At 49.0% G+C, this 15,229-nt stretch carries 11 protein-coding genes; 10 read left to right on the plus strand and 1 reads right to left on the minus strand.

Features of this window, described 5'->3' with window-relative positions; genetic code table 11:
• The first annotated feature begins 65 nt into the window (after nt 1–65).
• The 9 genes from LAJLEIBI_RS08170 (at nt 66) to rlmH (ending at nt 11,572) form a co-directional block, all read left to right on the plus strand.
• Nucleotides 66–2,447 (plus strand): FtsK/SpoIIIE family DNA translocase, encoded by a 2,382-nt coding sequence (locus LAJLEIBI_RS08170; protein ID WP_006441308.1) that lies wholly within the window; start codon nt 66–68, stop codon nt 2,445–2,447.
• Between the two features lie 35 nt (nt 2,448–2,482).
• Nucleotides 2,483–4,153, plus strand: a complete 1,671-nt coding sequence (locus LAJLEIBI_RS08175; protein WP_006441309.1) for a formate--tetrahydrofolate ligase — start codon at nt 2,483–2,485, stop codon at nt 4,151–4,153.
• A gap of 13 nt (nt 4,154–4,166) precedes the next feature.
• The gene (gene folD / locus LAJLEIBI_RS08180; RefSeq protein ID WP_006441310.1) at nt 4,167–5,006 is read left to right on the plus strand and encodes a bifunctional methylenetetrahydrofolate dehydrogenase/methenyltetrahydrofolate cyclohydrolase FolD; all 840 of its coding nucleotides are present in this window, start codon (nt 4,167–4,169) and stop codon (nt 5,004–5,006) included.
• Between the two features lie 15 nt (nt 5,007–5,021).
• Entirely contained in the window at nt 5,022–6,311 is a 1,290-nt protein-coding gene (locus LAJLEIBI_RS08185) for a DUF515 domain-containing protein (protein WP_040434521.1), read from the plus strand.
• Between the two features lie 198 nt (nt 6,312–6,509).
• Complete coding sequence (locus tag LAJLEIBI_RS08190) at nt 6,510–7,691, plus strand: iron-containing alcohol dehydrogenase (protein WP_040434523.1); 1,182 nt, start codon at nt 6,510–6,512, stop codon at nt 7,689–7,691.
• A 141-nt stretch (nt 7,692–7,832) separates the two neighbouring features.
• Nucleotides 7,833–8,720 (plus strand): sulfide/dihydroorotate dehydrogenase-like FAD/NAD-binding protein, encoded by an 888-nt coding sequence (locus LAJLEIBI_RS08195; protein WP_006441314.1) that lies wholly within the window; start codon nt 7,833–7,835, stop codon nt 8,718–8,720.
• A complete protein-coding gene (gene gltA / locus LAJLEIBI_RS08200; RefSeq protein WP_006441315.1) occupies nt 8,720–10,108 on the plus strand; it encodes an NADPH-dependent glutamate synthase in 1,389 nt (462 codons plus the stop codon). Before LAJLEIBI_RS08195 ends, gltA begins: the two co-directional genes overlap by 1 nt.
• Nucleotides 10,109–10,258: 150 nt before the next feature.
• Nucleotides 10,259–11,035 carry a ZIP family metal transporter gene (locus tag LAJLEIBI_RS08205; protein ID WP_040435256.1) on the plus strand — a complete coding sequence of 259 codons (777 nt, stop codon included), beginning with the start codon at nt 10,259–10,261 and terminating at the stop codon, nt 11,033–11,035.
• Between the two features lie 57 nt (nt 11,036–11,092).
• Entirely contained in the window at nt 11,093–11,572 is a 480-nt protein-coding gene (rlmH, locus tag LAJLEIBI_RS08210) for a 23S rRNA (pseudouridine(1915)-N(3))-methyltransferase RlmH (RefSeq protein ID WP_040435258.1), read from the plus strand.
• On the opposite strand, the gene LAJLEIBI_RS08215 is transcribed toward rlmH, so the two are convergent.
• Complete coding sequence (locus tag LAJLEIBI_RS08215) at nt 11,544–12,545, minus strand: helix-turn-helix transcriptional regulator (protein WP_006441319.1); 1,002 nt, start codon at nt 12,543–12,545, stop codon at nt 11,544–11,546. The genes rlmH and LAJLEIBI_RS08215 overlap by 29 nt on opposite strands.
• Nucleotides 12,546–12,911: 366 nt before the next feature.
• Between LAJLEIBI_RS08215 and LAJLEIBI_RS08220 the strand changes: the two genes are divergently transcribed.
• The gene (locus LAJLEIBI_RS08220) at nt 12,912–15,218 is read left to right on the plus strand and encodes an ABC transporter permease (RefSeq protein ID WP_243132936.1); all 2,307 of its coding nucleotides are present in this window, start codon (nt 12,912–12,914) and stop codon (nt 15,216–15,218) included.
• Nucleotides 15,219–15,229: the final 11 nt, after the last annotated feature.

Consider the following 15,229-nt stretch of genomic DNA (forward strand, 5'->3'; position numbering starts at 1 on the left):
TGACAGCCCTTTTTAAAGATGCTATACTATATATAGTATGTGCCAATAAATAAGGGGGAAATAGTATGGCTGCAAAGTCAAAAAAAAGGAAGAGTACGCGGCAGACAAAGAAGAAAAATAATGAGCAGAGCTTTGTGAGGGATGAGATCATCATTTGGTCCGCGCTTGCCGTCAGCATCCTGATTCTGATCAGTAATTTTGGAATGGGCGGACTTGTGGGAGCGGCCATTTCGTCATTTCTTATAGATGTATTTGGATGGGCGGCATATGTGATCCCATTTGTATTGTTTGGATTTGTTGCCTTTATTGTGTCCAATAAAGGCAATTTTTCCGCGTATATGAAAGCAGCGGCCGGGTTAGTGCTGCTCGTTCTCGTATGTATGCTGCTCCACCTGATCGACGGCCGCGGCGGAGACCTCGGAGAGGTTCTCGCGGGAGCGCTCGTGCCGGCCATCGGAACAGCAGGTACATATGTGGTGGATATCATTCTCATCATCATCTGCCTTGTGATCATCACGGGAAAGTCGGCGCTGAAAGGCGTGAAAAAGCACAGTGATAAGGCATATGACAAGGCAAAGAAAGATGCACAGAGAAGACGGGAGCAGGCAGAAGAGAGAAAGGCTGAACGGGAAACCAGACGCGATGCGCGCAGGGAGGATAAAAAGCGGACAGCCCACCATGTGGAAGGAGTATCGTTTGATACCACTATCGCGAAAAAATCTCCGGAATTAAAAGAGCTGACAGCCGCCCCGCCGGATCTCTCTGTTCAGGAGAAGGCAGAAGAACCGCAGTTTGTCATTAACCGCGGTGAGATGCCAAGGATGGCTGAAGTACAGGAAGAGCAGGTTCCTGAGGCAGAGGAAGAACCGGCCATACCTGTAAGATCTGCAAACGCGGCGGGAAAAGGACAGGACAGGGCAGGCATTGCGGCAGAGGCGGCCGGAGTGGCAGCCAGCGTGGCTGCTGCTGAGGCGAGGCCGAAGAAAGCATATAAGTATCCGCCCATTTCACTGCTCACGAAAGGGAAGAAGAATTCCGGGGAGTCGGACGCCGCTCTGCGCGAGACAGCGATGAAGCTGCAGCAGACGCTCCAGAACTTCGGGGTCAACGTAACAGTCACAAATGTAAGCTGTGGTCCTGCAGTGACGCGGTATGAACTTCAGCCGGAAATGGGGGTCAAAGTGAGCAAGATCGTAGGTCTGGCGGACGATATCAAGCTCAACCTGGCGGCCGCTGATATTCGGATCGAAGCGCCGATACCGGGAAAGGCGGCTGTCGGGATCGAGGTTCCGAACAAGGAGAATGCGGCGGTCATGCTCAGAGACCTGCTGGAAACCGCGGAATTTAAAAACAGCGCGTCAAAGCTTTCATTTGCGGCGGGTAAAGATATAGGAGGAAAGGCAGTCGTAACAGATATTGCCAGGATGCCTCATCTGCTTGTGGCAGGCGCTACAGGCTCCGGAAAGTCTGTGTGCATCAACACACTTATTATGAGCATATTGTATAAGGCGGCTCCGGATGAGGTGAAACTGATCATGGTGGATCCCAAGGTCGTTGAGCTGAGTGTATATAACGGCATCCCCCACCTGATGATCCCGGTCGTCACAGACCCGAAGAAGGCGGCCGGCGCCCTGAACTGGGCGGTGGCTGAGATGGAGCGCCGGTACAAGGCATTTGCGGAATATAACGTGCGTGATATCAAAGGATATAATGATAAAGTACCGGAGATGCCGGTGATAGAAGGCAGGAAGCCTGAGAAGATGCCTCAGATCGTGATCATCGTGGACGAGCTGGCTGATCTGATGATGGTGGCGCCCGGAGAGGTGGAGGAGGCAATCTGCCGTCTCGCACAGCTGGCGAGAGCGGCGGGGATCCATCTTGTCATAGCGACGCAGAGGCCGTCTGTCAACGTTATCACAGGGCTGATAAAGGCAAACATGCCTTCCAGGATCGCATTTTCCGTGTCCTCCGGTGTGGATTCCAGGACGATCATAGATATGAACGGCGCGGAGAAGCTGCTCGGGAAAGGGGATATGCTTTTTTATCCGTCCGGATACCAGAAGCCTGCCAGGGTGCAGGGAGCCTTTGTATCAGACAAGGAAGTGCAGAGCGTCGTAGAGTACCTGAAGGATCACAACGGAGATGCTACATACAGTGAAGAGATAGAAAATCACGTAAATACGAGTGCGGCCGGCGGAAATGCCGGACCTGGCTCAGCGGACGGTGAGGAACGCGACCTGTATTTTGCAGATGCGGGACGCCTCATTATAGAGAAAGAGAAAGCATCCATCGGCATGCTGCAGCGGACGTTTAAGATCGGATTCAACCGGGCTGCCCGGATCATGGACCAGCTGTGCGAAGCTGGTGTTGTGGGCGGTGAAGAAGGGACAAAACCGAGAAAGATACTTATGACGGCCGAAGAGTTTGAACGCTATATGGAAGAATAAGCCTGAAGAATCAGAGGAAAGGAAAGGGTTGACAAATGAAAACAGATATTCAGATTGCACAGGAAGCAGAAATGGCGCACATCAAAGAGGTTGCGGCCCAGGTTGGAATTGAGGAAGATGAGCTTGAGTTCTACGGAAAGTATAAAGCGAAACTGTCCGACGATGTGTGGGAGAAGATAAAGGACAGGCCGGACGGAAAGCTTGTTCTCGTTACAGCCATAAACCCGACGCCTGCCGGTGAAGGAAAAACAACGACGACGGTAGGTCTTGGAGAAGCGATGGCCAGGCTGGATAAAAAAGCAATCATCGCGCTCAGAGAACCGTCTCTTGGCCCGTGTTTCGGGATCAAGGGCGGGGCGGCCGGCGGAGGATATGCACAGGTCGTGCCTATGGAAGATTTGAATCTGCATTTTACCGGAGATTTTCACGCGATCACTTCTGCGAATAATCTGCTGGCTGCTCTTCTGGACAATCACATCCAGCAGGGTAATGCGCTCCAGATCGATCCGAGACAGGTCGTCTGGAAGAGATGCCTGGACATGAATGATAGAAATCTTCGCAATATCGTGGTGGGACTCGGCAGCAAAATGGACGGAATGGTGCGGGAAGATCATTTCGTGATCACGGTGGCGTCTGAGATCATGGCGATCCTCTGTCTGGCGGACGACATTCACGATCTGAAGAAAAGGCTTGGAAGGATCATCGTGGCTTATGATTTTGCGGGGGAACCGGTCACAGCAGATGATCTGGAGGCGACCGGCGCCATGACCGCGCTTTTGAAGGATGCGATCAAACCGAATCTGATCCAGACGCTGGAGCATACGCCGGCGCTTGTGCACGGAGGACCTTTTGCCAACATCGCTCACGGATGTAACAGTGTGCGGGCGACGAAGATGGCGCTGAAACTGAGCGATATCACGATAACAGAAGCAGGCTTCGGCGCGGATCTCGGCGCGGAAAAATTTCTGGATATCAAGTGCAGAAAAGCAGGATTTAAACCAGACGCGGTAGTTTTGGTTGCAACTGTGCGCGCTTTGAAGTATAATGGTGGAGTTGCTAAAAATGATTTGTCAAAAGAGAATATAGAAGCCCTGAAAAGGGGAATCGTAAATCTTGAGAAACATATAGAGAATATTCAGAAATATGATATTCCTGTAGTTGTCACCCTGAATTCCTTTATCACAGATACGGATGCCGAGAATGAGTTCATCCGGAAGTTCTGCGAGCAAAAGGGCTGTGAGTTCGCACTGTCAGAAGTGTGGGAGAAGGGTGGAGAAGGCGGCGTCGCGCTGGCAGAAAAGGTGCTGGATACGCTGGAGAATAAAGAGAGCAACTTCCATACGCTGTACGAAGATGAGCTGTCACTGGAAGAGAAGATCGAGACGATATCACGGGAAATCTACGGAGCACGTGGTGTTGTATACGAACCGGCCGCCCAGAAGCAGCTTGCGAAGATCGCGTCGATGGGATTTGGGAATCTGCCGGTCTGTATGGCAAAGAACCAGTATTCCCTTTCTGACGATGCCAAGAAGCTTGGACGTCCGACGGATTTCGACATTCATATCAGGGAAGTCTATGTAAGCGCAGGCGCTGGTTTCGTGGTCGCGCTCACAGGAGCGGTGATGACGATGCCCGGGCTTCCGAAGGTGCCGGCGGCAAACGGCATCGATGTATCTGAATCAGGCAGTATAACAGGATTATTCTAAGGAGATATGTAATATGGCCATGTTAATTGACGGGAAAGCAATTTCCGCACAGATAAAGGAGGAACTGAAGAAGGAGACCGCACTGCTTGCAGAAGAAGGCAGGCACGTCTGTCTTGCAGTCGTACAGGTCGGCGGTGATCCGGCTTCGTCCATCTATGTCGGGAATAAGAAAAAGGCATGTGATCAGGTTGGGATCGAATCACTGTCATATGAGCTTGAGGAGCAGACTTCTGAGGCAGAGCTGCTGTCCCTGATCGACAGGCTGAACCGGGACGATAAGGTGAACGGGATTCTCGTTCAGCTTCCGCTGCCGGGGCATATCAACGAAGATGCCGTGATCCGTGCCATACATCCGGACAAGGATGTGGATGGGTTTCACCCGGAGAGTGTGGGAAGGCTCTGCATCGGAGAGAAGGGCTTTGTACCCTGCACACCGGCGGGGATCATCCAGATGCTGAAGCGGTCCGGTATTGAGATCGAGGGGAAGGAGTGCGTCGTCGTAGGCAGGAGCAATATCGTGGGTAAGCCTATGGCCATGCTTCTGCTGCGGGAAAATGGAACCGTCACAGTGGCACACTCGAGAACAAAACAGTTGAGGGAAGTGACAAAGAGGGCAGATATTCTGGTCGCTGCAGTCGGGAAACCGAAGTTTATAACGGCAGAATATATAAAAGAAGGGGCAGTCGTCGTTGATGTCGGAATACACAGGAATGAGAATAACAAACTGTGCGGAGATGTGGACTTTGACGGCGTAAAAGAGAAAGCGGCGGCAATCACACCAGTTCCAGGAGGAGTTGGGCCGATGACAATAGCCATGCTGATGAGCAATTGTGTTGAGGCTGCAAGGAAGTAGGAGGTTAACGTAAAGATGAAATGTAGGTATTGCGGGCACGAAATACCGGAGGGTATGTTATATTGCGGGGAGTGCGGAAAGGAAGTACGTATTGTTCCCGACTATAATCCTTTAGATGATATGCTCACGGCACAGATAAAGGTGTCTATCAATGAGGAAGACGGCGCTTTATCCGGAAGTGATTACGATATGTTTACGGGAGACATACCCGCAAGGCGCAGAAATACAGGCACCGGGCGGAATACAAACGCAAGGCGGAACACAAATACCGGAAGAAATACCGGAAGAAGCTCTGTGGGCAGAAACACGGGGCGCAATACAGGCAGAAATACGACAGGCAGAATGATGTCAGAGAAAGAACAGCGCAGAAGACAGATGGAACGGCGGAAAGCCCTGAAACGGAAAAAGCGCAGGAAGGTTCTTATCATTCTGGCTGTACTTGTCGTTGCCGCTGTGGCGGCCGGAGTCGTATGCTATCAGAATTCTTACAACGGCATTGTAAATAAAGGTTACAGCGCGCAGAAGGAAAAAGCTTACGAGAAGGCGGAGACTTATTTTAAGAAGGCCATCTCAAAGAAGCCGGAAAAAGCAGAGGCATATACGGGACTGTCCAAAGTATATATCGCCCAGGACGATCTGGAGAAGGCGGAGGACGTATTTTTGAATGCCATCGATAAGCAGACGAAAAACGCGGACCTCTATGAAGCGTGTGTAAGTTTTTATATGGACACAGACCAGAAGATGGAGATTCCCGTACTTCTTGAGGATGTGGATGACAGCGTGGCAGAAAGGCTGGGCGGGTTCATCATAGACGGTCCGTCCTTCAGTCTGGACGACAAGGAGACGTACGAGGAAGTACAGGAACTTACGCTTAAGTCTGACGAGGCGGCAATTTATTACACGACAGACGGAAGCGAACCGAGTACGAAAAGTGAGAAGTACAAAGAACCGATCCAGCTTGGCGAAGGCGAAAACATTATCACGGCCATAGCCGTGAACAAAGAGGGTGTGCCGAGCCTTCCGGTGAAGAAGACATTTACTATTGAACTGCCGGTAGAGGACGCCCCTGCCGTATCTCCGTCCACGGGCCAGTACGATACGGCCGCGCAGATAGAGATCAAAGTGCCTGACGGTTATGAGGCCTACTATACGATGGATAAGAGCGATCCGACTACCGCCTCCACAAAATATGAGGGACCGATCGACATGCCGCAGGGCGAGACAATATTCAAGGCTGTTCTTGTTAACGCCAAAGGACGGATGAGCGGGATCACAACGAGAAATTATATGTACGAACCAGAATAAATTGTCAGAAAATATAAAGAATTTTGAAGGGGGTCAGACCCCTCCGCTTGCGGGGGTCTGACCCCTTTCAAAATTCATCGAATTGTACGTAAATAAATACAAAATTTTCCTTTTATTCTATTGCGTTAATTATTTAACAGGATTATAATAACTATATTGATAAATTATTAACAAATAATTCAAAAGGAGATGCGGAAAATGAGCAGATTTACATTACCAAGAGACGTATATCATGGAAAAGGCTGTATGGAGGAGTTGAAGAATCTAAAGGGCAAAAAGGCGATCCTTGTCGTGGGCGGAGGTTCCATGAAGCGTCAGGGCTTTCTGGACAAAGCTGCCGGATATCTGAAGGAAGCGGGTATGGAGGTTGAGCTGTTTGAAGGCGTCGAGCCTGACCCATCTGTGGAGACTGTAATGAAAGGCGCAGAGGCGATGCGCAAGTTTGAGCCTGACTGGATCGTGGCCATGGGCGGAGGTTCACCGATCGACGCCGCTAAGGCGATGTGGGCATTTTATGAATATCCGGAAACAACATTTGAGGATCTGTGCATCCCGTTTAACTTCCCGGAATTGAGGCAGAAGGCAAAATTTGCTGCGATTCCGTCTACATCCGGTACTGCGACTGAGGTTACGGCTTTTTCTGTCATCACAAACTATGAGACCGGAGTGAAATATCCGCTTGCGGACTTTAACATCACGCCGGATGTTGCGATCGTTGACCCTGAACTGGTAGAAGCACTTCCGGTAAAGCAGGTGGCCTACACAGGTATGGACGCACTGACACATGCGATAGAAGCATATGTCTCTACACTTAACTGTGCATTTACCGATCCGCTTGCCCTGCAGGCCATAGAGATGGTACTCGATCATCTGCCGGCTTCCTATCACGGCAATATGGATGCAAGAGAACAGATGCACTACGCACAGTGCCTCGCAGGAATGGCCTTCTCAAATGCTTTGCTTGGTATTGTACATTCTATGGCGCACAAAACTGGCGCGGCATTTTCCACCGGTCATATCACACACGGATGTGCCAATGCAATGTATCTGCCATACGTGATCAAATACAATGCTAAAGATGCCACAGCAGCATCCCGCTATGCTGAGATCGCCCGCAGGATGGGACTTGACGGTACGTCGGAAAGGTCGCTTATCAACAGCCTCTGCAAGAAGATAGACGCTATGAACGCAGAATTTGACATTCCGAAAACGTTAAAAGATTTTGGGATCATAGAGAATGAATTTAAAGAAAAGATCGCAAAGATCTCTGAACTTGCCGTCGGCGATGCATGTACCGGCTCCAACCCACGTTCGATAGACCCGGCTGCCATGGAAAAATTATTTACGTGCATTTATTACGGAACAGAAGTTGATTTTTAATAATCTTACATATAAAAACAGGTGCCGTAAAGCGCCTGTTTTTTAGTGGTTAATATTTGGCTTTGCGGAAAATAAGTTACTTGATATTTTGTAATATATGCATTATTATGGAATAAGTATTAAATATTAGGAGGAAATGAGATGTACAAGATATTAAAAGCCGAAAATCCGGCTGATAAGATTTATCTTATGGACGTAGAAGCGCCCCGTGTCGCGAGACATTGTGAGCCAGGCCAGTTTGTCATCGTAAAAATGGATGAAAAAGGGGAAAGAATCCCACTTACGATATGTGACTATGACAGAGAAGCAGGTACGATCACGATCGTATTCCAGACGGTCGGCGCGTCCACAGAAAAGATGGCCGGACTGAAAGCCGGAGATTATTTCAGAGATTTCACAGGCCCTCTCGGCTGTCCGTCTGAATTCATTCACGAGGACATTGAGAGCCTGAAGAATAAAAAGATGCTGTTCGTTGGCGGCGGTGTCGGCGCCGCGCCTGTATATCCTCAGGTCAAATGGCTTCATGAGCACGGAGTGGATGTGGATGTCATCGTAGGTTCCAAGACAAAAGACATGCTTATTCTGGAAGACGAGATGGAATCTGTGGCGGGCAATTATTATCCTTGTACAGATGACGGTACATACGGCCATGCGGGTATGGTCACCACGAAGATAGAAAAGCTGGTGGAAGAAGGAAATAAATATGACGTCTGCGTGGCGATCGGACCGATGATCATGATGAAGTTCGTCTGTCTGCTGACGAAGAAGCTCGGGATCCCGACTATCGTGAGCATGAACCCGATAATGGTAGACGGGACCGGAATGTGCGGGGCGTGCCGTCTCCATGTTGGGGAAGACATTAAATTCGCATGCGTTGACGGTCCGGAATTTGACGGACACCTTGTCAACTTTGACGAGGCAATGAAGAGACAGCAGATGTACAAAACTCAGGAGGGACGTGCGCTGCTGAAAATACAAGAAGGCGACACCCATCACGGCGGATGTGGCAACTGCGGAGGTGACAACTAATGGCTGATGTATTAAAGAAAGTTCCTGTGAGAGAGCAGGAGGCAAAAGTAAGAGCGGCAAACTTTGAAGAAGTCTGCTACGGATATAATAAAGAGGAGGCAATGGAAGAAGCTGTCCGCTGTCTGAACTGTAAAAACGCAAAGTGTATCCAGGGCTGTCCGGTTGCGATCAATATCCCCGGATTTATCTCAAAAGTAAAAGAAGGGGACATTGAGGGCGCCTACAAGGTGATTGGAGAATCCTCAGCGCTTCCGGCCATCTGCGGACGTGTGTGCCCGCAGGAATCCCAGTGTGAGTGCAAGTGTATCCGCGGGATCAAAGGGGAACCGGTATCTATCGGAAAGCTGGAGCGTTTTGTTGCCGATTATGCGCTGGAACATGATATCAAACCTCAGAAGGCTGAGAAGATGAACGGACATAAGGTGGCCGTCATCGGTTCCGGACCGTCCGGTCTTACATGCGCAGGCGATCTGGCAAAGCTTGGATATGATGTCACTGTATTTGAGGCGCTTCACGAACTGGGTGGAGTTCTTGTATACGGTATTCCGGAGTTCCGTCTTCCGAAAGAAAAGGTCGTAAAGAAAGAGATCGAGAAGGTAAAAGAGCTTGGAGTAAAATTTGAGACAAATGTTGTGATCGGTAAATCAACAACGATCGACCAGCTGATGGAAGAGGAAGAATTCGAGGCAGTATTTATCGGTTCCGGTGCAGGGCTTCCAATGTTCATGGGTATACCGGGAGAGACGGCGAACGGTGTGTTCTCCGCAAATGAATACCTGACGAGAAGCAATCTGATGAAAGCATTTGATGACAACTATGACACTCCGATCGCGGCCGGTAAGAAGGTTGCTGTCGTAGGCGGCGGCAACGTGGCGATGGACGCGGCGAGGACCGCACTTCGTCTCGGCGCTGAAGTACATATCGTTTACAGAAGAAGTGAGGCTGAACTTCCGGCCAGAGTGGAAGAAGTACACCATGCAATGGAAGAAGGCATCATCTTCAATCTGCTCACCAATCCGAAAGAGATCCTTGTGGATGAAAACGGATGGGTACGCGGCATGAGAGTGATAAAGATGGAGCTCGGCGAGCCTGACGCTTCCGGAAGAAGACGCCCGGTAGAGATCCCGGGTTCTGAGTATGAGATTGAACTCGATACAGTTATCATGTCACTTGGAACTTCTCCAAATCCATTGATCGCGTCCACGACAAAAGGTCTGGAGACAAACAGGAGAAAATGTATCGTGGCAGAGGAAGAGAACGGGCAGACATCCAAAGCTTGTGTATACGCGGGAGGAGACGCCGTTACCGGAGCAGCTACGGTTATTCTTGCCATGGGCGCCGGAAAAGCAGGTGCAAAAGGGATACATGAACTGCTCAGCAGTAAATAGACACATATATACAGAACCGCAGCCTTACAATGTGCTGCGGTTCTTTTTCTGTATCGTGGATCTCCGGCTCAATTTTACCCTATACCGCAGTCGGCGGATATGGTATGATAATGAGGAAATTTACAATATATGAAAGAAGGGTTTATATATATGACTATATTTTGGGGCTTAATGATACCATTTATCGGCACGACGGCAGGAGCGGCGTGCGTACTGTTCATGCGCAGGGAACTGAAACCATTGATCCAGAAAGCGCTGCTTGGATTTGCGGCAGGCGTCATGGTCGCCGCTTCTGTCTGGTCGCTTCTCATACCGGCGATGGATATGTCAGAGGACATGGGAAAATTCGCCTTCATGCCCGCAGCGGTTGGCTTTATTATCGGTATCGCGTTTTTGCTGTTTCTGGACAAGGCGATCCCACATCTGCATATCGGATGTGACGAGTCTGAAGGACCGAAGTGTACGCTGAAAAAATCCACCATGCTCGTGCTGGCGGTCACCATACATAATATACCGGAAGGTATATCAAGTGGTGCCGTGTTTGCAGGGCTGCTCACAAATAATGCCAATGTAACAGTTGCGGGGGCGTTTGCCCTGTCCATCGGTATCGCGATCCAGAACCTGCCTGAAGGCTTTATCGTATCCCTGCCGATTCGGAGTGAGGGAAACGGAAGAGGAAAGGCGTTCCTCTATGGAACCTTATCCGGCGTCGTGGAGCCGATCGCGGGAGGGATCACGGTCCTTCTGGCCGCTTACATCACGCCGATACTGCCGTATCTGCTGGCGTTCGCAGCCGGCGCCATGATATATGTTGTTGTGGAGGAATTGATCCCTGAGTCTGCGGAAGGGAGCCACAGCAATATCGGCACAGTAGGTTTTGCGTTGGGTTTCGTCCTGATGATGGTGCTGGATGTCGCATTGGGATAGTGTTCCGGTGATATGAAGGCGTGTGAATGTGTTATTTTTGGGAAGGGAAAAGAGAAAATGAATATTACGATTCTTGCCGTAGGTAAAGTAAAAGAGTCATTTTACCGACAGGCGGTAGAAGAATTCAAAAAGCGGCTGAGCCGCTACTGCAGGCTGCAGATCGTTGAGGTACAGGACGAGAAGACGCCGGACAATGCCGGGGATGCGCTGGAGCGCCAGATCAAGGCAAAGGAGGCCGCGCGGTTGCAGAAGTATATAAAGGACACGGATTATGTGGTAACGCTGGAGATCGAGGGACAGCAGCCGGATTCTGTCGCGCTGGCGGACAAACTTCAAAGACTCGGCGTTGACGGGACGAGCAGTATTGTATTTGCCATAGGAGGTTCTCTCGGTCTCCATGAAGATATTACAAAGCGTTCAAATTACAGGCTCAGCTTTTCCAACATGACATTTCCGCACCAGATGATGCGGGTGATTCTGCTGGAGCAGATATACCGGAGTTACCGGATCATAAATGGGGAACCGTATCACAAATAAGTGTTTCCGACTTTCTGATCGGTCTGATATACTTCCAGAATTTCTCCGGGTTGTGATAAAAATAGATTATTCTGCCGGGAGAAGTATCATAGCAGTAACCTGTGCCTTCAAAGTCGAAGTCTGCCATTGCCTTCTCCACTTTTTCTTCTACGCTGCGGTTTTCCTGTTCATAATCAAAAGGCCCGTGTTCAAAGACGATATATTCAGCTTCGGGGATATCGATCATAAGCATCTGCGCAGGCACTTCACCTTTATGATCAGCCGGAAGCCGCGCTCCATAACATTCGGTCCGCAAAATTCCCCAATCGCAGAGCCTGCCGTCCGGGTCGTTGATGTATGCCATCACCTGTCCGTTTCCGCTGTTGGAATCGCTCCCGCCGTCGTCATCCAATTTGCCCTTGATGCTGTCGAGCAGACCGCAGATCGTTTCGATGTCCTGCCCCGGAATCTGATTCTGTTTCTGCCAGAAATCCCAATATCCATTGCTTTCATAGTTTTTGATGTGCAGAAATTTGTGTGCTGGAATCGTTACGAAATAAATTTTGACATCATCTGTAGATTTTATCATGCCAATCTCTCCTAATCCTAAAAAGTAACGGTCAAAAGGATTTATTTTTGTGCGAAGTACGACAGGCTTTGGATTCTTCCGGTATTCGCTTGGCGTTACCCCATATGTTCCTTTAAAAGCTCTTGTAAAAGCTTCATGTGAAGAAAAACCATAGTCAAAAGCAATATCCAGAATACTTTTTTCGCTGTCCCGGATCTCTTTCAGCGCAAAGGCCAGTTTTCTCAGTCTAAGATAGTCTCTGAACTGGATTCCCAAAATCTCTTTGAATTTCCTCGTTGTATAGAATTCGGAATAACCGAGTCTGCGGGAAAGAAAGCGAAGTGTTAAGTCCTCGCCGTTATAATTCTTAATGCAGCTGTCGATCTCATCAACGATCATCTGAATTTGTTTCTGCCATTCGTACATTCGTCTGTTCCCCCGTTTCTACCGTTCTTCCCTTATTATAAATAAAGACAGAGAGTGCCGCTTGATCTTACTTGCTGTAATTATTTTACCGAATCCCGTGGTCATGTGTCCGGACGCCAGAATGATTATACCACGCGGCCGGAACTTCACGGATAATATTTTAATGCTGCGCCATCGGAATTTTTTCGCGATTTAAGGATTTTTTAATAATCTGTCCGTTATACTGTTCACAACGGACAGGGGCAGAAAATGGAGACAGCTGCTGTTCCACAAAAGGAAAGGAAACTTGTTATGATACGAAACATATTAAAAAAAGATATGAGGCGGAGAAAAAGCGTGAATATAATTCTTTTTCTTTTCATCACTATGGCAACTGTATTTCTGGCCAGCAGTGTCAATAATATCCTCGTCGTAACCTCTTCTGTAGAGTATTATATGGATTATGCCAATGTGCCTGATGTCAACCTCATTGTAATTGGTGACAGCGAGAGGACAGAGATTGAAAGCTGGATCAAAAAGAACGGACCAGGCGTAAAAGAATACGATTACAATACGCTGATGGCTCTCATTAATAAAAATATCACCGTAGAAAAAGACGGGAAGGACGGACCGCTCGACTCCGGCGGAGGCGGAATGTATCTTGGTACGACAGACGCCGGATACTGCAGAGTGTATGACCGAAACGGAGCGCCTTTTGTATTGAACGACAATGAGGCGGCGGTAAGCAAATCCATTATGGAGAGGAACGGCCTCAAGGAAGGAGATACGGTAACAGTACGTCTGGGAGATGAAAACAGAGAATATCGGATCAAGGCAGAGACAAAAGATGCCGCGTTTGGAAACGAGATGGTTGGAATGAGCAGGATTCTCGTAAACGAGGATGAGTACGCACATTTTACCGATAAGAATGACAGTGATATATTCGGCTTATATTATGTAGATACGGATAAGGTAAATCCATTCATCAAGGAACTGAACGATCAGAACTTTGGTACAGTCATCAATGCCATAACAAAAGATACATACTCCCTCGTATATTCTTTTGATATGATCATGGCGGCGCTGCTGATCCTGATCGGAATCTGTCTCATACTGGTAGCGCTTCTGCTTCTGCGGTTCACACTTGTATTTACGATCGAGGAGGATTACAGGGAAATCGGCATTATGAAGGCAATCGGTATGAAAGAATCTGCCATTCAGAAAATTTATCTGGCAAAATATTTTGTGCTCGTGTGCGCCGGGGCTCTGACCGGATTTGCGGCAAGTGTTCCGGTGAGCAGGCAGATGGTGGCCGGGGTAAGTAATAACATGATCATGGAAGACAGCAGCGCAAATCTGGGCGTCAACATTGTGTGCACACTTTCGGTCGTGTTCTTTGTACTGCTTTTCTGTTATAAATGTACGAGCAGAGTAAATAAGATATCAGCCATAGCAGCCATACGGGGCGGACATACAGGCGAAAATTACAAAAGGAAAAGAGGACTTACCCTGCATCTTCGGAAAAAACTGCCTGTGCCGGTTTATCTGGGCCTGAATGATATATGCAGACAAACCAGAAGATACCTCATACTCATGATCGCTTTCTGTCTCAGCTTTATTTTGATAACAATTCCCCTAAATACGCTCAATACGATGCGAAGCCGGGAGATGGCGGCTAAGTTCGCTATTGATCCGGACAGCGCCGTGTATGTAGGCGGCATCGAGCGTCCGGGAGAGAGCAGTTACAAGACGGGACGGGAACTTGAAAAAGGGATGAAGCGTGTGGAGGAGGAGCTGGCAGAGAAAGGATATGATGCATCCCTCACCGGACTTCCGATCTACTTTTTTTCCTACGGGGAACCCGGAAAAAAGGGGCGGAATAAAATCATGACGGTCCAGACGCTTGGAGAGAACAATAAGTATATGACATATATAGACGGAGAGGCGCCTGTACTGCAAAACGAGATCGCTTTTTCTCAAAAAATAATGGAGGAGAATGGCTGGGAGATCGGAGACAAGGTGGAGACTGAGATCGGTGGTGAGAAGTTCAGCTTTCTCATTACAGGAACGTATTCTGATTACATGCAGCTTGGAAGGAGCGCCCGGTTAAATCCGGGTACAGACCTTAGAGACGAGGCAATGTTCGGCTGGTGGAATATCATGGTGGATATGGAGACGGACAACTCACAGGCCAAGACGGCTGAGATACTTGAAAAAGAACTGCCCGGTTACGACTGGTCAACTGCCCAGGAAGCTGTTGACAGCAATGTAGGAGGAATACAGGATTCACTTCACGATCTGGTAATGCCGATGACAGCCATGCTCTGTGGTGTGATCATGCTGATCACCCTGCTGATGGAACGGCTTTTCATCGTGAGGGAAAAAGGCGAGATCGCCATGATGAAAAGTACGGGATTCAGAAATGGAAGCATAAGATCGTGGCAGGTGCTCCGCATGACAGGCGTCGCGCTCGTCTCCATGGCAGCTGCAGTTCCGCTCTCTCTCGCCAGCAACCAGTGGGTGCTGAAGCCTATATTTGCGGTCATGGGCGCTGATGTGGATATACAGGTCGTGCCATGGCAGATATACGGCGTATATCCGGGTATACTTCTGGCGGGAATAATAGCCGCGTCTTATCTGGCGGCAAGGAAGATCAAAAAAATAGATATCAGGGAATTAAATAACCTGGAATAGGAGGAAAGTAA

It is taken from the genome of [Clostridium] hylemonae DSM 15053 (assembly GCF_008281175.1).
Lineage (GTDB): Bacteria > Bacillota > Clostridia > Lachnospirales > Lachnospiraceae > Extibacter > Extibacter hylemonae.

What these genes read in the sequence shown, in the direction of transcription:
- LAJLEIBI_RS08170 (WP_006441308.1), top strand. Translation starts at nt 66, where the DNA reads ATGGCTGCAAAGTCAAAAAAAAGGAAGAGTACGCGGCAGACAAAGAAG.
- LAJLEIBI_RS08175 (WP_006441309.1), top strand. Translation starts at nt 2,483, where the DNA reads ATGAAAACAGATATTCAGATTGCACAGGAAGCAGAAATGGCGCACATC.
- folD (WP_006441310.1), top strand. Translation starts at nt 4,167, where the DNA reads ATGGCCATGTTAATTGACGGGAAAGCAATTTCCGCACAGATAAAGGAG.
- LAJLEIBI_RS08185 (WP_040434521.1), top strand. Translation starts at nt 5,022, where the DNA reads ATGAAATGTAGGTATTGCGGGCACGAAATACCGGAGGGTATGTTATAT.
- LAJLEIBI_RS08190 (WP_040434523.1), top strand. Translation starts at nt 6,510, where the DNA reads ATGAGCAGATTTACATTACCAAGAGACGTATATCATGGAAAAGGCTGT.
- LAJLEIBI_RS08195 (WP_006441314.1), top strand. Translation starts at nt 7,833, where the DNA reads ATGTACAAGATATTAAAAGCCGAAAATCCGGCTGATAAGATTTATCTT.
- gltA (WP_006441315.1), top strand. Translation starts at nt 8,720, where the DNA reads ATGGCTGATGTATTAAAGAAAGTTCCTGTGAGAGAGCAGGAGGCAAAA.
- LAJLEIBI_RS08205 (WP_040435256.1), top strand. Translation starts at nt 10,259, where the DNA reads ATGACTATATTTTGGGGCTTAATGATACCATTTATCGGCACGACGGCA.
- rlmH (WP_040435258.1), top strand. Translation starts at nt 11,093, where the DNA reads ATGAATATTACGATTCTTGCCGTAGGTAAAGTAAAAGAGTCATTTTAC.
- LAJLEIBI_RS08215 (WP_006441319.1), bottom strand. Translation starts at nt 12,545, where the DNA reads ATGTACGAATGGCAGAAACAAATTCAGATGATCGTTGATGAGATCGAC.
- LAJLEIBI_RS08220 (WP_243132936.1), top strand. Translation starts at nt 12,912, where the DNA reads ATGGCAACTGTATTTCTGGCCAGCAGTGTCAATAATATCCTCGTCGTA.